13 protein-coding genes and 1 tRNA gene are annotated in these 16,658 nt (G+C 70.3%); 9 read left to right on the top strand and 5 right to left on the bottom strand.

Annotated features, from left to right (window positions below):
- Position 1: 1 nt before the first annotated feature.
- From CEY15_RS06520 to CEY15_RS18950, 4 genes are all read right to left on the bottom strand, one after another.
- Positions 2-1,444, bottom strand: a complete 1,443-nt coding sequence (locus CEY15_RS06520) for an FtsW/RodA/SpoVE family cell cycle protein (RefSeq protein WP_017835108.1) — start codon at positions 1,442-1,444, stop codon at positions 2-4.
- A 3-nt stretch (positions 1,445-1,447) separates the two neighbouring features.
- Positions 1,448-2,962 carry a PP2C family protein-serine/threonine phosphatase gene (locus tag CEY15_RS06515; RefSeq protein WP_017835107.1) on the bottom strand — a complete coding sequence of 505 codons (1,515 nt, stop codon included), beginning with the start codon at positions 2,960-2,962 and terminating at the stop codon, positions 1,448-1,450.
- On the bottom strand, positions 2,959-3,417 hold the full coding sequence (locus CEY15_RS06510; RefSeq protein ID WP_017835106.1) for an FHA domain-containing protein FhaB/FipA: 459 nt from the start codon (positions 3,415-3,417) through the stop codon (positions 2,959-2,961). The genes CEY15_RS06515 and CEY15_RS06510 overlap by 4 nt, the downstream gene beginning before the upstream one ends.
- Positions 3,418-3,503: 86 nt before the next feature.
- Positions 3,504-4,382 (bottom strand): DUF3662 and FHA domain-containing protein, encoded by an 879-nt coding sequence (locus tag CEY15_RS18950; protein WP_017835105.1) that lies wholly within the window; start codon positions 4,380-4,382, stop codon positions 3,504-3,506.
- 210 nt (positions 4,383-4,592) lie between these two features.
- Between CEY15_RS18950 and CEY15_RS06500 the strand changes: the two genes are divergently transcribed.
- The 3 genes from CEY15_RS06500 (at position 4,593) to pntB (ending at position 8,168) form a co-directional block, all read left to right on the top strand.
- Positions 4,593-4,675 (top strand) — tRNA-Leu (locus CEY15_RS06500).
- Positions 4,676-5,155: 480 nt separating this feature from the next.
- Positions 5,156-6,739, top strand: a complete 1,584-nt coding sequence (locus tag CEY15_RS06495) for a Re/Si-specific NAD(P)(+) transhydrogenase subunit alpha (protein ID WP_095717805.1) — start codon at positions 5,156-5,158, stop codon at positions 6,737-6,739.
- Between the two features lie 4 nt (positions 6,740-6,743).
- Positions 6,744-8,168, top strand: a complete 1,425-nt coding sequence (pntB, locus tag CEY15_RS06490; RefSeq protein WP_095717774.1) for a Re/Si-specific NAD(P)(+) transhydrogenase subunit beta — start codon at positions 6,744-6,746, stop codon at positions 8,166-8,168.
- Between the two features lie 21 nt (positions 8,169-8,189).
- Here pntB and CEY15_RS06485 read toward each other — a convergent pair whose 3' ends face one another.
- Positions 8,190-9,587: an ammonium transporter gene (locus CEY15_RS06485; protein WP_095717773.1), complete on the bottom strand. Its 1,398-nt coding sequence runs from the start codon at positions 9,585-9,587 to the stop codon at positions 8,190-8,192.
- A gap of 403 nt (positions 9,588-9,990) precedes the next feature.
- Here CEY15_RS06485 and glnT point away from each other — a divergent pair, with 403 nt between their 5' ends.
- The 6 genes from glnT to CEY15_RS06455 all read left to right on the top strand — a co-directional run bounded on the left by glnT (position 9,991) and on the right by CEY15_RS06455 (position 16,640).
- Entirely contained in the window at positions 9,991-11,283 is a 1,293-nt protein-coding gene (glnT, locus tag CEY15_RS06480) for a type III glutamate--ammonia ligase (protein WP_245847343.1), read from the top strand.
- A gap of 80 nt (positions 11,284-11,363) precedes the next feature.
- Positions 11,364-12,269 (top strand): glutamine amidotransferase, encoded by a 906-nt coding sequence (locus tag CEY15_RS06475; protein WP_095717771.1) that lies wholly within the window; start codon positions 11,364-11,366, stop codon positions 12,267-12,269.
- 63 nt (positions 12,270-12,332) lie between these two features.
- Positions 12,333-13,082, top strand: coding sequence for a protein glxC (locus CEY15_RS06470; RefSeq protein WP_217987084.1), 750 nt, complete (start codon positions 12,333-12,335; stop codon positions 13,080-13,082).
- A 32-nt stretch (positions 13,083-13,114) separates the two neighbouring features.
- Positions 13,115-14,497 (top strand): FMN-binding glutamate synthase family protein, encoded by a 1,383-nt coding sequence (locus CEY15_RS06465; protein WP_245847325.1) that lies wholly within the window; start codon positions 13,115-13,117, stop codon positions 14,495-14,497.
- Positions 14,498-14,593: 96 nt separating this feature from the next.
- Positions 14,594-15,250: a helix-turn-helix domain-containing protein gene (locus CEY15_RS06460; RefSeq protein WP_031264431.1), complete on the top strand. Its 657-nt coding sequence runs from the start codon at positions 14,594-14,596 to the stop codon at positions 15,248-15,250.
- Between the two features lie 133 nt (positions 15,251-15,383).
- Positions 15,384-16,640, top strand: a complete 1,257-nt coding sequence (locus CEY15_RS06455; protein WP_095717770.1) for an allantoate amidohydrolase — start codon at positions 15,384-15,386, stop codon at positions 16,638-16,640.
- Positions 16,641-16,658: the final 18 nt, after the last annotated feature.

Here is a 16,658-nt window from a genome sequence, read left to right as displayed (position 1 = left end):
CTCACCCGGCCTTCCGGACGCGGGCCAGCAGCGGGGTCCGCATCATGCCGGTGGCCGCCTCGGCGAGGGCGGGTGTCTGACGCGGGGTGGGCATCGGCCGACGGGCGTCATGCGACAGCCGGAGCAGGATGGCCAACAGGGCGTAGTTGGCGAGGAGGCTCGACCCGCCGTAGGCCATGAACGGCAGGGTGAGCCCGGTGAGCGGGATGAGGGTGGAGACCCCGCCGACCACCACGAAGACCTGGATGGCGACGGTGAACGCCAGGCCGACTGCGACCAGCTTGCCGAAGCTGTCCCTGATGGTCAGGCCCACCCGGATCCCTCGCAGGACGACGATCGCGTAGATCATCAGCACGGCCGCGAGGCCGATCAGGCCCAGCTCCTCACCGATCGTGGAGGTGATGAAGTCGGTGCCCGCGAACGGCACCTGGTCCGGCCGCCCGTTGCCGAGCCCGGTGCCGCCCATGCCCCCCGAGGCGAGCCCGAACAGGGCCTGTGAGCTCTGGTAACCGCCGGTGTCGAAGTAGGCGAAGGGGTCCTGCCAGATCTGGAACCGCACCCGCACGTGGCCGAACAGGGCGTAGGCCAACACGCCCCCGATGCCCACGAGGACGACGCCGATGAGCAGCCAGCTGACCCGCTCGGTGGCCACGTACAGCATGGTCAGCACGGTGGCGAAGAGCAGCAGCGCCATTCCCAGGTCCGTGTTGAACACCAGCACGCCCAGGGAGAGGAACCACGCCACGATGATCGGCCCGAGGTCCCGCCCGCGGGGCAGGTCCACGCCGAGGATGCGACGCCCGGCGCTGGTGAACAACTCACGCTTCTCGACCAGGATCGAGGCGAAGAAGATGATGAGCAGGATCTTGGCGAACTCGCCGGGCTGGATCGTGAAGCCGGGCAGGATGATCCAGTTCTTGGCGCCGTTGATCTCGGAGAACCGGGCGGGGAGGACTGCCGGGATCGCCAACAACACCAGGCCGGAGAAGCCCATGGTGTAGCCGTACCGGGACAGCACCCGGTGGTCGCGGAGGAAGTACAACACGGCCGCCATGAAGGCCAGGCCGATCAGCGTCCAGAGCAACTGCCTGGTGACGTCCATCCCCGGCGGGTCGTTGCCGTTGGCCACGGCGCGCGCCGCGTAGGCCAGGTCGAGGCGGTAGATGAGCACCAGACCGAGGCCGTTGAGGAGGGCGACGGCCGGGAGAAGCACGGGGTCCGAGTACGGCGCCAACCACCGGATCAGCAGATGCGCCACCCCGCACAGGCCGAGGTAGGCCAGGGTCAGCCAGATCAGGGTCAGGCTCAGTTCCTGCTCCTGGGCCAGTTGGACGAGGAACAGGGAGAATCCGACGATCACCGACGCGGCGACGAGGAGGACGAGTTCCTTGCCACGGCGGGGCGGGACGGTGACCGCGGGCGTTCCGGATGCGGGGGTGGTCACAGGTCAGCTCACCGCCCGGCAGTCGACTCCCGGCACGGGGGCCGGGGAGGGGCGTGGAGTGGGTTCGGGAGAGCGCTCGGGGGACTGTTCCGGGGCGGAGCCGGGAGACGTGGTGGGCGACGTGGTGGTGGGCGACGGCGAGGTGATGGTCTCCGCCGGGTCCGTGGTCCTGCCCCCGTCGCGCCGGGGCGCACACGGCGGCAGCAGGTTGTCCTGGGCGAGTCGGAAGATCTGGGCCCTGGCGTCCGCGAGGCTGCCCGACGGCATTCCCGCCCGCACCGATTCGCGGGCCGGCTCGCTCAGATCGCCGATGGTGAAGACGTTGCAGGGCGACGGGAGCGTCCCGGCGTCGTGAAGGGTGAGCTCGTCGTCGTCGGTCAGACAGGCCTTCTGACTGACGGAGGCGAGGGAGATGCCGAAGACCTCGCCCGAGATGCCGCGCTTCACCACCACCTGGCTGTCCTCCTCGGCGACGAAGTAGTTGCTCCGCACGAGCAGCGCAGAGACCCCGACGAGTCCCGCGATCAGCACGATCACCCCGACGACGCTCACCGCGAAACGCCAGCGGGTGCCGCGGGGGGCGGCGGGGTCCGACTCGTCTGCGGCTCGCTGCTCCGTGCTCCCGGCCGGCGTCCCCTCGTCGGCCTTGTCCTCGGCGCCTCCCGTGCCGTTCTGAGAGGCGACCTGGGCACGGGAGAAGGCCGCGGCCCGGCCGGCGGCGGTGTCGGCGTTGACGGCGATCTCGCCGGGCTCGTCCGTCGAGGCCGCGCCCACGACCACGGGCACGATCGAGCCGCCGCGGGGGGAGTCGACCACGTCGGCCACGACGACCGTCACGTTGTCGGGCCCTCCGGAGCGCAGCGCGAGCTGGACCAGTCGCTCGGCGGCGGCGTCGGCGGATCCGGTGGCGAGGGTCTCGGCGATGGTCTCGGTGCTCACCGGGTCGGACAGGCCGTCCGAGCAGAGGAGGTAGCGATCTCCCACCCGGGCTTCCCGGACGGCGGTGGTGGGCTCGACGGGCTCGCCGGTGAGGGCCTTGAGGATGAGCGAGCGTCGCGGGTGCACGTGGGCTTCCTCGGCGGTGAGCTCGCCGCGGTCCACGAGCGACTGGACGAAGGTGTCGTCCTTGGTGATCTGAGTGAGGACGCCGTCGCGGAGCAGGTACGCGCGTGAGTCGCCCACGTGGAGCAGCCCCATGCGTCGCCCGTCGAAGAGCAGGGCGGTCAGCGTGCAGCCCATGCCGTCGGCCTCCGGATGCGCCTCGACGTGCGCGGCGATCGCCCGGTTGCCCTCGTTCATCGCGCGGCTGAGCGCGCCGGCGAGGTCGGAACCGGGTTGGTCCTCGTCGAGCCTGGCCAGGGTCGCGACCATGATCTGACTGGCCAGCTCGCCCGCGGCGTGGCCTCCCATCCCGTCGGCCAATACGAGGACGCGGGGAGCGGCGTAGGCGGAGTCCTCGTTGTTCTCGCGCACCATCCCCGTGTGGGAGCGGGCGGCGTAGCTGAGCGACGGGGTCACGCGCGCAGCTCGATCACGGTCTTGCCGATCCGGATCGGCGTGCCCGCGGCCACCTTGACCGGCGTGGTCACCCGCGATCTGTCCAGATAGGTGCCGTTGGTCGAACCCAGGTCCTCGAGGAACCAGTCCGGCCCGTGGGGGGACAGTCTGGCGTGCTGGTTGGACGCGTAGTCGTCGTCGATCACCAACGTGCACGAGTCGGCGCGGCCGAGCAGGACCGGCTGCTCGGACAGGGTGATGCGGGTCCCGGCCAGGGCGCCCTGGGTGACGACGAGGTGGCGTATCGCTTTGGTGCCGCGGCCGAGGAATCCACCACGACGCTCACCCTGGCCACCCGATCTCATCCCGACGTTGCCGAAGACATCGGTCTTCAGGGCCCGAAGGACGAGGTAGATGAACAGCCACAGCATCGCCAGGAGGAGGCCACGCGAGAGTTGCAGAACGAGTCCCTGCACGAGTTCGGTCCTCCCTCTCCGGTCAGGTCACCTCGGGCAACGTGTGATCGCCCCCGGCGGTTCCCGGGGGTCCATGCCTGTCGAGGCTAGTCGAACCGGACGGTGATCTCCGAGTGTCCTACCCGGATCACGTCGCCGTCCGCCAGCTGCCAGTCCTGCACGGGGCCCTCGTTGACCGTGGTCCCGTTGGTGGAGCCCAGGTCGGACAGAACCGCCTCGCGGCCGTCGAAGTGGATGTCCGCGTGTTGCCGGGACACCCCGGTGTCCGGCAGGCGGAAGGCGGCGTCCTGGCCGCGTCCTAGCAGGTTGGAGCCGCGCTGGAGGCGGAACGTCCGACCGGATCCGTCCTCGAGGTGCAGTGTCACCGAGAGCGAGGCGCGTCCCTGGGTGATCTGCGTGGGGGCGTCGGACGGACCGCCCCACCCGGTGCTCTGGCCTGCGGACCCGGAGCGGGTGGCGACGGGATAGTTCGAGGCGGGTGCCTGCATGGGTTGTCTCTCCTGACTGGCGTCCGGCGGCGCGGGGACCGGTGACGACGGGGCCGGATGGCCCGGTGCCGGTGCCGGCGCGGCGGCCGAGATGTGGAAGGGGACGGCGTCGGGGTCCACGACCCCGTTGATGCGCAGCTGCCCGGTATGGAGGTCGTCGCGCTCGACGAACGTGACCGTGACCGGGCCGTAGGTCTCCCATCCCTGCTCCGCGATGTGATCCGAGAGGTGGCGGGAGAAGGTCTTGACGGCCAGGGCCTCGTCCTCCGTGAAGGACGCGTAGTCCGACCGGGCGAGGGTGATGGTGTAGCTGTTGGATACCAGCAGGTGACCGTCGACCACCTTGAGCGAGGCCTCCGCCTGCCTGCGCAGCTGTGACTCCACCTCGGCCGCGACCACCTTGCCACCGAAGAGTCGGGCGAAGGCGTCCCCCACCGCACCCTGGAGTGTGCGTTCGAACTTGCCGACGATGCCCATGAGTGCCTCCTCTTCTGTGGTGTGTGCCCGGGTACGCGGTGTGCGTCTGGTTCCTCTGCCCCGCCACTGGAGTGGGCGGCATCCGGTCGATCATAGAGGCGGGAGCGGCCCGAAGCACGCCTCCGAGAACCGCGGGGGCCGGGTGACCGTGCTCCACCAGCGGATTAGTTCGGCCGGTGTGGCCCGTGTTAACGTATCCGGGCGTTACTCGGGCGAGTGGCGGAATGGCAGACGCGCTGGCTTCAGGTGCCAGTGTCCTTCGGGACGTGGGGGTTCAAGTCCCCCTTCGCCCACACATCGAGTGCAGCCGCGGTTGCCCGGGAGCCGGCCGAGAGGCCGGCTTCGTGCATTTCCGGGTGCGAAAGAGCTCCGGCGGGGCAGTGGGCAGACCGTGCCCACCCCACCTGAATCAAGTTCAATTTTCGTCGTGTCGTAAGCTCACCCAGACGTTCTCCCGGAGAGCGGCACCACCATGCCGAGCCCCGGAGAGGATCGCCATCCGGGTGGACGGAGCAGAGAGCACCCTCTCGCCCGCCCTGCCCGCGAGCTCGTACCCCGGCTCGCATCGAGCAGTTCGCCCGTGATGGAAGGCTTGAGACCGGTTTCCGGCCCGATCCCGGATGGCCCCACGCCGAGGCCGGACACCGTGTAAGGATCGGACATCGTCCGTGGTCGGTCGTGTCGGTCCACCTGCGTCGCTTCGTCACACCGCTGTCTTCCACAATCCTGTCGAAGGAACCCCCATGGCCTCGAGCCTCGAAGAGATCCCCGATATGTCCCCGCAGACCGAGGTGCCGGATCCCGTCGCCGCCCCCTCGGTGATCGGCGTGGTCGCCGAGTCCGGTCCCTCGGAGCGGCGGGTGGCCGCCACGCCGGCGACCGTCGGGAAGCTGATCGGCCTGGGATACCGGGTCGTGGTGGAGAGCGGGGCGGGAACCCGCGCCGAGTTCTCCGACGCGGCCTACGCCGACGCCGGCGCCGACCTGGTCGACGGCGACACCGCCTGGTCGAGCGACGTCGTGATGAAGGTCGCCGTCCCCACCGAGACCGAAGTGGCGCGACTGCGGCCGGGCGCCACCCTCGTCGGCCTCCTGGCGCCGGCCCAGAACGAGCGGCTGCTGTCCGTTCTGGCCGAGCGCGGGGTCACCGCCCTGGCGATGGACGCGGTCCCGCGGATCTCCCGCGCGCAGTCGATGGACGTTCTGTCCTCGATGGCCAACATCGCCGGCTACCGCGCGGTGATCGAGGCCGCCCACCACTTCGGTCGGTTCTTCACCGGACAGGTCACCGCGGCGGGCAAGGTCCCGCCGGCGAAAGTGCTGGTGGCCGGTGCGGGCGTGGCCGGTCTGGCCGCGATCGGTGCGGCCAGCAGCCTCGGCGCGATCGTCCGCGCCACCGATCCGCGCCCCGAGGTGGCCGACCAGGTCAAGTCGATCGGTGGCGAGTACCTGCCCGTCGAGGTCCCCGACGAGGAGAAGGTCGTCTCCACGGACGGGTACGCCAAGGCGACCAGCGAGGCCTACGACCGCGCGGCGGCGGCCCTGTACTCGGCCCAGGCGGCCGACGTGGACATCGTCATCACCACCGCGCTGATCCCGGGCCGGGCGGCGCCGCGGCTCCTCACCGCCGCGGACGTGGCGTCGATGAAGCGCGGATCGGTCATCGTGGACATGGCCGCGGCCCAGGGCGGCAACGTCGAGGGCAGCGTGGCGGACGAGGTGGTGGTGACCGAGAACGGCGTGACGATCATCGGGTACACCGACCTGGCCGGACGCCTGCCCGCACAGGCCTCGCAGCTGTACGGCACCAACCTGGTGAACCTCACCAAGCTGGTCACCCCGGACAAGGACGGGCGGTGGGCGCTGGATCTGGACGACGTCGTCCAGCGTGGGGTGACCGTGGCCAGGGACGGTGAGGTCCTGTGGCCACCGCCGCCGGTGCAGGTCAGTGCGGCACCCGCCGCGGCGGCCGCCGAACCGCTCGAGCCGCCCGCGGAGAAGAAGAAGCTCTCCCCCCGGGCCAGGCTCGGCCTGATCGCCACCGGGATGGCGCTGCTGCTTCTGCTCACCGCAGTCGCGCCCGGAGACATCCCGCGCCACATCACGGTGTTCGTCCTGGCGATCGTGATCGGGTACTACGTGATCGGCAACGTCCATCACGCGCTGCACACCCCGCTCATGTCGGTGACCAACGCGATCTCCGGGGTGATCGTCGTGGGCGCACTGCTCCAGATCGGGATCGACAACACCGTCGGTCAGGTCCTGGCCACCATCGCGATCCTCGTCGCGTCCATCAACGTCTTCGGCGGATTCGCCGTGACGCGCCGCATGCTCGGCATGTTCTCGAAGGGAGCCTGAGGAGATGTCACTCGTGACCGCCGCCAACGCGGCCTACCTCGTCGCCGCGCTGCTGTTCATCATGTCCCTGGCCGGCCTGTCCAAGCACGAGACCGCCCGCCGGGGCCTGAGCTTCGGCATCGCCGGCATGGCCCTGGCGCTCGTGGCCACCGTCGCGCTGGTGATCGACCATCATCCCGCCACCACCGGGATCGTCCTCATGGTGGTCGCGGTGCTCATCGGCGCGACGCTGGGGCTGCTGCGTGCCCGGCGCGTGCAGATGACCGAGATGCCCGAGTTGATCGCCCTGCTGCACTCCTTCGTGGGCCTGGCCGCGGTGCTCGTGGGGTGGAACGGTTACCTCGAACCCGAGCTGCACGGTGACCTCTCCGGCGCGCTGCTGGACATCCACCACGCCGAGGTGTTCATCGGCGTCTTCATCGGCGCCATCACCTTCACCGGATCGATCGTGGCCTACCTCAAACTGTCGGCGAAGATGAAGTCCGCGCCGCTGGTGCTGCCGGGCAAGAACCTCATCAACGCCGGGATCCTGGTGGCGTTCGTCGCCCTCACCGTCGCGTTCGTCGTCACGCCGGCGCTGTGGATGCTCGCGCTGGTCACGGCCCTTGCGCTGGCCCTGGGCTGGCACCTCGTGGCGAGCATCGGTGGCGGCGACATGCCGGTCGTGGTCTCGATGCTCAACTCGTACTCCGGGTGGGCCGCGGCCGCGACGGGCTTCCTGCTCGGCAACGACCTGCTCATCGTCGTCGGCGCACTGGTCGGATCCTCGGGTGCCTACCTGTCCTACATCATGTGCAAGGCGATGAACCGGTCGTTCATCTCGGTCATCCTGGGAGGCTTCGGTATCGAGGCCGCCTCGGGCGAGGGCAGGGACCACGGAGAACACACCGAGATCGACGTCGCCGGCGCCGCCGAGTTGCTGGCGGGCGCCTCGAAGGTGATCATCGCCCCGGGCTACGGCATGGCCGTCGCGCAGGCGCAGTACCCCGTCGCCGACCTCACCCGCACCCTGCGCGAGCGGGGCGTGGATGTGCGCTTCGCCGTGCACCCGGTCGCGGGCCGCCTGCCCGGTCACATGAACGTGCTGCTCGCCGAGGCGAAGGTGCCGTACGACATCGTCTTTGAGCTCGACGAGATCAACGACGACTTCTCGGACACCGACGTGGTCCTGGTGATCGGTGCCAACGACACCGTCAACCCGGACGCCGCCGAGGACCCCGGCAGCCCGATCGCGGGCATGCCCGTGCTCCACGTATGGGAGGCGACGGACGTGATCGTCTTCAAGCGATCCATGGCCGCCGGGTACGCCGGTGTGCAGAACCCCCTGTTCTTCCGCGACAACACCCAGATGTTGTTCGGCGACGCCAAGGACCGTGTCGACGACATCCTGGGCGCGCTCAAGGAGCAGCCTGTCGGGGCGGGCGGGTAGAGCCGGTCGCAGGATCCTGTACTACGAGGACCTGGACGACGAGGATCTGGACGGCGACGCCGTGGCCGCCTCCGTCTCCCCGGCCTCGCCGACCGGCACGGCGTCGGTCCCGAGCCCGTCGGGTTCGAGTGCGCCGCCCTCGAGCCCGTCGCTCTCGAGCACGTCCTGGAAGTACGCCATCTCGCGGTGGTAGGCCTTGTCCAGGCCCTCCCGTTCGTCCTCCTCGGTGACCCGCAGGCCCATCGTCTTGCCCAGGACAAAGGCGATGAGCAGGGTGACGGTGAAGGAGTAGGCGAGGACGGCCGCGGTGGCCAGGGTCTGGGCGCCGAGCTGCCCGAACCCGCCACCGTAGAGCAGGCCCGCCTCACCGGCCGGGGAGGCGGGATCGGCGATCACACCGATGAGCAGGGTGCCGATGATGCCCGCGACCATGTGGAGTCCGGCCACGTCGAGGGAGTCGTCGTACCCGAGGCGGTACTTCAGGCCCACCGCGTAGTGGCAGACCACGCCGCAGATCAGGCCGATCGCGATGGCGCCGAGCGGGCTGACCGCGGCGGCGGCCGGGGTGATGCCCACCAGTCCGGCGACGAGCCCGGACGCCACGCCGAGGGTGGTGGGGTGCTTGGCGCGGACCTGCTCGGTGATCATCCAGGCCAGTGCGCCACACAGTCCGGCGACCACGGTGTTGAGCGCGGCCACCGCGGCCGTGTTGCCCGCGGCGACGGCGGAGCCGGCGTTGAAACCGATCCACCCGGCGAAGAGCATTCCGGCGCCGAGGAACGTCAGGGGGACGCTGTGTGGCCTGCTGATCGCGGGGAAGCCGGCTCGTCGGCCGAGCACGAGCACCAGGGCGAGGGTCGCGACCCCCGCGTTGATGTGGATCGCGGTGCCGCCCGCCAGGTCGATGGCCCCCAGATTGTTGGCGATCCACCCGCCCGTGACCGAACCGTCGTCGGAATCGAACGCGAACACCCAGTGGGCCACGGGGAAGAACACCAGCACCGGCCACACGACGGCAAAGACGAGCCAGGTGGAGAAGCGCATCCTGTCCGCCACGCCGCCGGCTACCAGGGCGACGGTGATCCCCGCGAACAGGAGCAGGAACCCGGCGAACAGGGCGGGTGGTAGGCCCGGGGTCGCGGGTTCGGCCATGATGCCCCGGAGTCCCAGGTACTCGAGCGGGTCGCCGAGCAGGCCCGCGCCCCCGACCGAGTCTCCGAAGGTCAGCGAGTAGCCGATCAGGACCCACAGCACGGCCATCACGGCGACCGCGCCGATCGTCATCATCATCATGTTGAGCGTGCTGCGGATGCTGACCATGCCGCCGTAGAACAGGGCCAGGCCGGGGACCATGAAGGCCACCGCGACCATGGCCGCGAGCACCCAGGCGGTGTCTGCCGCCGCAATGGCTACGTCCATGTCTGTCTCTTTCCTCTGAGGCCACTCCCGGGCGGGGAGACGTGGGGACCGTGCGTTTCACAGTGTGAACCTTTGTTGCTTTCTGTCAGGTACCGCGCTCGTTGCCATTCGGTTACCGCGCGGTGGGCGCACCTGGCCTCGGGTTCGAGTTTGCGTGATCAGGCCAGTTCAACAACTCCCCGGGCGGCCGGTAATCCGTAACACCGAGGTAACCAACCTTCCGTTTAGTCGCAGTATATTTTGACCACCAAGCAGAAACAGTGGATCAGGAGACGTCATGACAGTCACCGCAGACCCCTCCGCCGGGGTCGCCGACCGCGCGAACGGCGCGACCAGGCAGTCGTCGTTCCCGGCGCTCGACTCCGACCGTGACCACCTGAGCGCCCCCGGCACCCTCGCCCGGATGGTCGCGGACACCGGGACGCGGTTCGTGCTGGCCGTGTTCACCAACCTCAGGGGCAAGCCGTGCGCCAAGCTCGTGCCGGCCTCCGCGGTCGACCAGCTCGAGGCCGGGGAGCTCGGGTTCGCCGGATACGCGGCAGACGCGATCGGCCAACAGCCCAGGGACCCCGACCTCCTCGTCGTCCCCGACCCCCGCTCCTTCACCCCCCTGGACTTCATCAAACCCGGGCTGGCGCTCGTGCACTGCGATCCCTGGGTGAACGGGGAGCCGTGGCGCTTCGCCCCGCGCGTCATCCTGGGACGGATGCTCGCCGACGCGGCGACCGACGGCCTCGAACTCAAGGTCGGGGCCGAGGTCGAGTACTTCCTGGTCCGCAGGAGCGATGACGGGTCGCTGCACACCGCCGACCCCAAGGACGACGAGTCGCACCCGTGTTACGACGCCCGGGGCGTGACCCGCATGTTCGAGCACCTCGCGGGGGTCTCGGACGCGATGAACGTCCTCGGCTGGGCCAATTACGCCAACGACCACGAGGACGGCAACGGGCAGTTCGAGCAGAACTTCGCCTACGACGAGGCGATGGTCACCGCCGACCGGGTCATGACGCTGCGCTACATCATCTCCATGCTGGCCGAACAGCGGGACATGATCGCGACCTTCATGCCCAAGCCGTTCTCTGACCGCACCGGATCGGGAATGCACCTGCACATGTCCCTGTGGCGCGACGGGCACCCGGTGTTCCCCGCGGTCGGCGAGGACTCCTACGGGCTCGGGCTCTCACCCATGGCGTACTCGTTCATCGCCGGCGTGCTCACCCATGCCGCCGGCATGCACGCGATCCTGTGCCCCACCATCAACTCCTACAAACGTATCGGTGCACGCACGACGGCGTCGGGGGCCACGTGGTCGCCCACGGACGCCACCTACGGCGGCAACGACCGCACCCACTACCTGCGTGTGCCCGACGGCAACCGGGTGGAACTCCGCGGCGGCGACGGCTCCGCCAACCCCTATCTCGCCGTCGCGGTGCAGTTGGCCGCCGGCCTCGACGGGGTGCGGAGGGATCTCGACCCCGGCGTCCCCGCCACGGTCAGCGAGGCCACCCACACCCTTCCTCCGACCCTGCTGCACGCGGTGGAGGAGTTGGGCCGGGACGAGGTCGTCCGCGCCGCACTGGACATCGGCGGGGACGGCGTCGCCGACTACTACGCGGATCTCAAACGCGAGGAGTTCATCTCCTGGCACAACACGGTCACCCAGTGGGAGATCGACGAGTACCTGACCGCGTTGTGACGCACCGCGGCCCCCGCCGCGCGGCCGTATCGCTCGACCCGACACCACCCCCAGACCCCACGACACCAGGAGAACCCCCCATGTGCGGCATCGTCGGACTCCACCTGCGCGACCCGGATCTCGAACCCCGGCTCGGCGACCTGCTCACCACCATGCTCGGCGAGATGACCGACCGCGGATCGGATTCGGCCGGCGTCGCGGTCTACGGCAACCCCGACTGGACCCCGGCCGGATCGGCCACCGTCACCGTGCTCGCCGACCTCACCGACGGCGTCGACGCCCGGACCCTGGCCTCGCGTGTCGGTGGGCACCTGGGGTGCGAGGTATCGGGCCGCGAGCTGGGTGCCACCGTCCTCCTGACCGCCGGGACCGACCCGCAGACCCTGGCCTCCGCCGTCCGCACGGCCTTCCCGGAGGCCGTCCTGGTGGGCCTGGGCACCGAGCTCGCCGTCCTCAAGGGCGTGGGACTGCCACTGGACCTGGCCTCGGGCTTCGGCCTACCGGGGGCCTCGGGATGGCAGGGCGTGGGGCACACCCGGATGGCCACCGAATCGGCGGTCACCCCCGCCGGGTCACATCCCTTCTCGGTGGGTCCGGACCAGTGCATCGTCCACAACGGGTCCTTCTCCAACCACGCCTCGGTCCGGCGCGAACTCGCCCGACGCGACATCCACTGCGACACCCTCAACGACACCGAGGTCGCGGCGCGGTTCGTGGCCGCCCAGATCGCCCTCGGGGCGGGCATCGACCAGGCACTGGCCGAGATGGCCGGCGTCCTGGACGGCTTCTACACGCTGCTGGTGTCGACCGCCGAGGAGTTCGCGGTGGTGCGGGACCCGATCGCCTGCAAGCCGGCTGTGATCGCCGAGACCGACCGCTACGTCGCCATGGCCTCGGAGTACCGGGCGATGGCGCACCTCCCGGGCATCGACAACGCCCGTCTCTTCGAACCCGAACCGGGCCGCGTGTACCACTGGCGGCGCTGAGCCCGTCCCCTGCGCATCCCATCCACCAGCACGCGGTGGAGTCCCCACCCGAAAGGAAGAACGATGACCGTGACGCCGGAACAGGCCTTCGCGCCGAGGGACCTCGGCCCCGTCGGCGACGCGCCGCCCGCCGCCCCGCAGGTGATCGACGTCCGGGAGGCCGGGCTGCGCGAGACCAATCGGATCCTCCAGGAGTCCGACGGCACCGGCAGATACCTCCTCACCGCTCCCCGGGGGGCGCACGCGCTCGCTGTGGGCCTGACGGAGCCGGACGAGGTCGTGATCGACGGGCCCACCGGGTACTACACCGCCGGGATGAACGACGGTGCCCACGTCACGGTCAACGGGAACGTGGGGGTCGGGGTGGCCGAGAACATGATGTCGGGGACGGTGCGGGTCGCCGGGTCGGCCTCGCAGTCGGCCGGGGCGACGGCCCATGGTGGGCTGCTGGTGATCGAGGGAGACGCCGGCGCCCGGTGCGGCATCTCGATGAAGGGCGTGGACATCGTCGTCGGCGGCTCGATCGGTCACATGAGCTGCTTCATGGGCCAGGCCGGGCGTCTGGTCGTCCTGGGCGATGCCGGCGACGCCCTCGGCGACTCGCTCTACGAGGTCCATATCTACGTGCGGGGTCGCGTCGAGTCCCTCGGCGCCGACTGCGTCGAGAAGGAGATGCGGCCCGAACACCACACCGAGCTCCGGGAGCTGCTCGACCGTGCTGCCGTCACCGGGGTCTCGACCGAGGAGTTCCGGCGCTACGGCTCCGCCCGCACGCTCTACACCTTCGACGTGGACAACGCCTCCGCCTACTGACCGCTCGCCGACTCTGACCACAGGAGCCCGACATGCCCTTCGACGGACACACCCGATCCGACCAGGCCACCCCACCGCAGATCCCGACCGCGACGGTGGACCCGACCCTGCGCGAATCCGCCACCTTCCCGCGTTCGGTGATCCACGAGATCCAGCGCGCGGCCGCGACCGGGATCTACGACATCCGCGGCTGGGGTGCCAAGCGGAAGGTGCCGCACTTCGATGACCTGCTCTTCCTGGGCGCCTCAATGTCGCGATACCCGCTCGAGGGATACCGCGAACGCTGTGACACCGACATCACCCTGGGCACCCGACACGCCACCAAGCCCCTCCACCTGGACATCCCCGTGACCATCGCGGGAATGAGCTTCGGTGCCCTGTCGGCGCAGGCCAAGGAGGCCCTCGGACGCGGGGCCAGTGCCGCGGGCACCTCCACGACCACGGGTGACGGTGGGATGACGGCGGAGGAGCGCGGCCAGAGTTCGAAGCTCGTCTACCAGTACCTGCCCTCGCGCTACGGGATGAACCCCGTCGACCTCCGCAAGGCCGATGCCATCGAGGTGGTCCTGGGGCAGGGAGCCAAACCAGGTGGGGGAGGCATGCTCCTGGGCCAGAAGATCTCCGACCGGGTCGCACAGATGCGGACCCTGCCCCGGGGGATCGACCAGCGTTCGGCCTGCCGGCACCCGGACTGGACCGGCCCCGACGACCTCGCGATCAAGATCCTCGAGTTGCGGGAGATCACCGGGTGGGAGAAGCCGGTCTACGTCAAGGTCGGCGCGACCCGCACCTACTACGACGTCAAGCTGGCGGTGAAGGCCGGCGCGGACGTGGTGGTCGTGGACGGGATGCAGGGTGGCACCGCCGCCACGCAGGACGTCTTTATCGAGCACGTGGGCATCCCCACCCTCGCCGCGATCCCGCAGGCGGTGCAGGCACTGCAGGAGATGGACCTGCACCGGAAGGTGCAGCTGATCGTCTCCGGAGGGATCCGCTCGGGGGCGGACGTGGCCAAGGCCATGGCCCTGGGCGCCGACGCCGTCGCGATCGGGACGGCCGCACTGATCGCGCTGGGGGACAACGACCCCCGGTACGAGCAGGAGTACCGCGCACTCGGCTCGGCGCCGGGGTTCTACGACGACTTCCAGGACGGGCGTGACCCGGCCGGGATCTCCACCCAGGACCCCGACCTGGCGAGACGACTCGATCCGGAGGCCGCCGGCCGGCGCCTGGCCAACTACCTGCACGTGCTGACGATGGAGGCGCAGACGATCGCCCGGGCCTGTGGTAAGTCCCACCTGACCCACCTGGAGCCGGACGACCTGGTGGCGTTGACGATGGAGGCCGCCGCGATGGCGCGCGTGCCGTTGGCGGGGACCGACTGGATCCCCGGCCGCGCGGGACGGGAGCTGTAGATGACCGTCGTGCCGGACGACCGGACCGGTGCCGGACCCGCGCCGGTTGCGGGTGGCGACTTCCGCCGGGCGGCGACGATGACTACCGTCGAGGACATGGCAGCCGGGCGGGATGACGAGCGGAGGGTCGTCCACCAGGCGGCGCCCCGTGAGCTCCCCGTGGACGTGCCCACCGGCAACGATCTCGAGCGCATCATCGGGTTCCACGTCCGCAGACTGCGTCTGGCGGAGAACCTGGGGGTCGCGGAGATGGCACAGCGGATCGGCATCTCCAAGGCGATGCTGTCCAAGATCGAGAACGCGCAGACGTCCTGCTCGCTGAACATGCTCGCCAAGCTCGCCACCGGGCTCGACGTGCCGGTGACCTCGCTGCTGCGCGGCGCGGACACTCGACGCGACGCCGTGTTCACCCCGGACGGGCAGGGGGCGACGATCGTGGGCCGCGGCACCTCGGTGGGCCACGACTACGAGTTGCTCGGCGCGCTGCGGGGACCCAACAAGCGGATCGAACCCGTCCTGGTGACGTTGACCGCCGAGTCGGAGACGCATCCCCGCTTCCAGCATCCCGGCACCGAGCTGCTGTACATGCTCTCCGGGGACATGATCTACCACCATGCCGAGTCCGAATACCGACTCCGTCCGGGGGACTCCCTGCTCATCGACGGCGAGGGCGTCCACGGGCCGGTGGCGATGCTGGAACTGCCCATCCGCTTCCTCTCGGTGACCGCCTACCCCGACGGCGTCGACGGCTGATCCGCCCAGGCCAGCCCGTCCAGCCCGCTCCGCTTCACCCACGCCGCCCACGCCGCGCCGCCCCCTCCGGCGGCCGTGGCACTCCCGTACCTTCCGCACCGTCCGGGCCGTCCGGACCACCGAGGAGCCCGTCATGACCATCCCGGTCGCCACCACCGTCACCTCGCTGATGTCCGCGATCGCGGACGTCGGGACCGACCCGACGCGGGGCGGGTACAGCCGCCCCGTCTACTCCCGCGCGGAACTGGACCTGCGCGAGTGGTTCCTGGCCGAGGCGGCCGCGCGTGGTCTGGACACCGAGACCGACCGCAACGGGATCATCTGGGCCTGGTGGAATCCGGGCGGCCATCTGCTGGAGGACGCCGTCGTCACCGGCAGCCACCTGGACTCCGTACCCGGGGGAGGAGCCTTCGACGGCCCGCTCGGCGTCGCCTCGGCGCTGGTCGCGGTCGACCTGCTGGAGGCCCGGGGCGTGCAACCTCGGCGGGCCCTGGCCCTGACCGTCTTCCCCGAGGAGGAGGGGTCCCGGTTCGGGCGGGCGTGCCTGGGTTCGCTGCTCCTCACCGGCGCCATGGACCCGGCCACCGCCGCGCGCCTGACCGACGACGACGGCACCACCTACGCCGAGCTGTGCACCGCCAACGGGCTGGACCCGTCGCGACTGGGCCGCGATGAGGAGGCGCTTCGACGGATCGGCCGATTCGTGGAGCTTCACGTCGAACAGGGTCGGGGTCTGATCGACCTGGACAATCCGGTCGCGGTGGCCTCGTCCATCATCGGCCACGGGCGCTGGCGGATCAGCTTCACCGGCCAGGGCAACCACGCCGGGACCACGCTGCTGGCGGACCGCCGCGACCCGATGATCCCGGCCTCCCGCACCGTTCTCGACGTCCGGCGCATCGCCCGCGCACACCGGGGGGCCCGGGCGACCGTGGGACGGATCGTGCCCACCCCCGGCGGCACCAACGTCATCGCCTCCCGGGTCGACCTGTGGCTGGACGTGCGCCACCCCGACGACGCCGTGACCGCCCGGATGGTCCACGAGATCGCGGAGGCGGCGTCGATGGCGGCCGCGCGCGAGGGCTGCGGGAGCTCGATCGTGCAGGAGTCGCTCAGCGGTTCGGTGACCTTCGACCCGGTGTTCCGTGACCGACTGCTCAACGACCTGCCCGGGGTCCCCGTCCTGGCCACGGGGGCGGGTCACGACGCCGGGGTCCTGGCCGCGCACGTCCCCACCGCGATGCTGTTCGTCCGCAACCCCTCCGGGGTGTCGCACTCCCCGGAGGAGCACGTGGAGGACGCCGACGCCGAACTGGGCGCCGAGGCGTTGGCCGACGTTCTCGCCGACCTGCTCACCTGCGATGACCTCCCGGCTCCCGACGCCGCCTGACCCGCACACCACGAGAAA

It is taken from the genome of Dietzia natronolimnaea (genome assembly GCF_002289575.1).
GTDB classification, from domain to species: Bacteria; Actinomycetota; Actinomycetes; order Mycobacteriales; family Mycobacteriaceae; genus Dietzia; species Dietzia natronolimnaea_A.
The sequence above is the reverse complement of the archived record's forward strand: the minus strand, read 5'-3'. Positions and strand labels throughout refer to the sequence as shown.

What these genes read in the sequence shown, in the direction of transcription:
- CEY15_RS18950 (WP_017835105.1), bottom strand. Translation starts at nt 4,382, where the DNA reads ATGGGCATCGTCGGCAAGTTCGAACGCACACTCCAGGGTGCGGTGGGG.
- CEY15_RS06495 (WP_095717805.1), top strand. Translation starts at nt 5,156, where the DNA reads ATGTCCCCGCAGACCGAGGTGCCGGATCCCGTCGCCGCCCCCTCGGTG.
- pntB (WP_095717774.1), top strand. Translation starts at nt 6,744, where the DNA reads ATGTCACTCGTGACCGCCGCCAACGCGGCCTACCTCGTCGCCGCGCTG.
- CEY15_RS06485 (WP_095717773.1), bottom strand. Translation starts at nt 9,587, where the DNA reads ATGGACGTAGCCATTGCGGCGGCAGACACCGCCTGGGTGCTCGCGGCC.
- glnT (WP_245847343.1), top strand. Translation starts at nt 9,991, where the DNA reads ATGGTCGCGGACACCGGGACGCGGTTCGTGCTGGCCGTGTTCACCAAC.
- CEY15_RS06475 (WP_095717771.1), top strand. Translation starts at nt 11,364, where the DNA reads ATGTGCGGCATCGTCGGACTCCACCTGCGCGACCCGGATCTCGAACCC.
- CEY15_RS06470 (WP_217987084.1), top strand. Translation starts at nt 12,333, where the DNA reads ATGACCGTGACGCCGGAACAGGCCTTCGCGCCGAGGGACCTCGGCCCC.
- CEY15_RS06465 (WP_245847325.1), top strand. Translation starts at nt 13,115, where the DNA reads ATGCCCTTCGACGGACACACCCGATCCGACCAGGCCACCCCACCGCAG.
- CEY15_RS06460 (WP_031264431.1), top strand. Translation starts at nt 14,594, where the DNA reads ATGGCAGCCGGGCGGGATGACGAGCGGAGGGTCGTCCACCAGGCGGCG.
- CEY15_RS06455 (WP_095717770.1), top strand. Translation starts at nt 15,384, where the DNA reads ATGACCATCCCGGTCGCCACCACCGTCACCTCGCTGATGTCCGCGATC.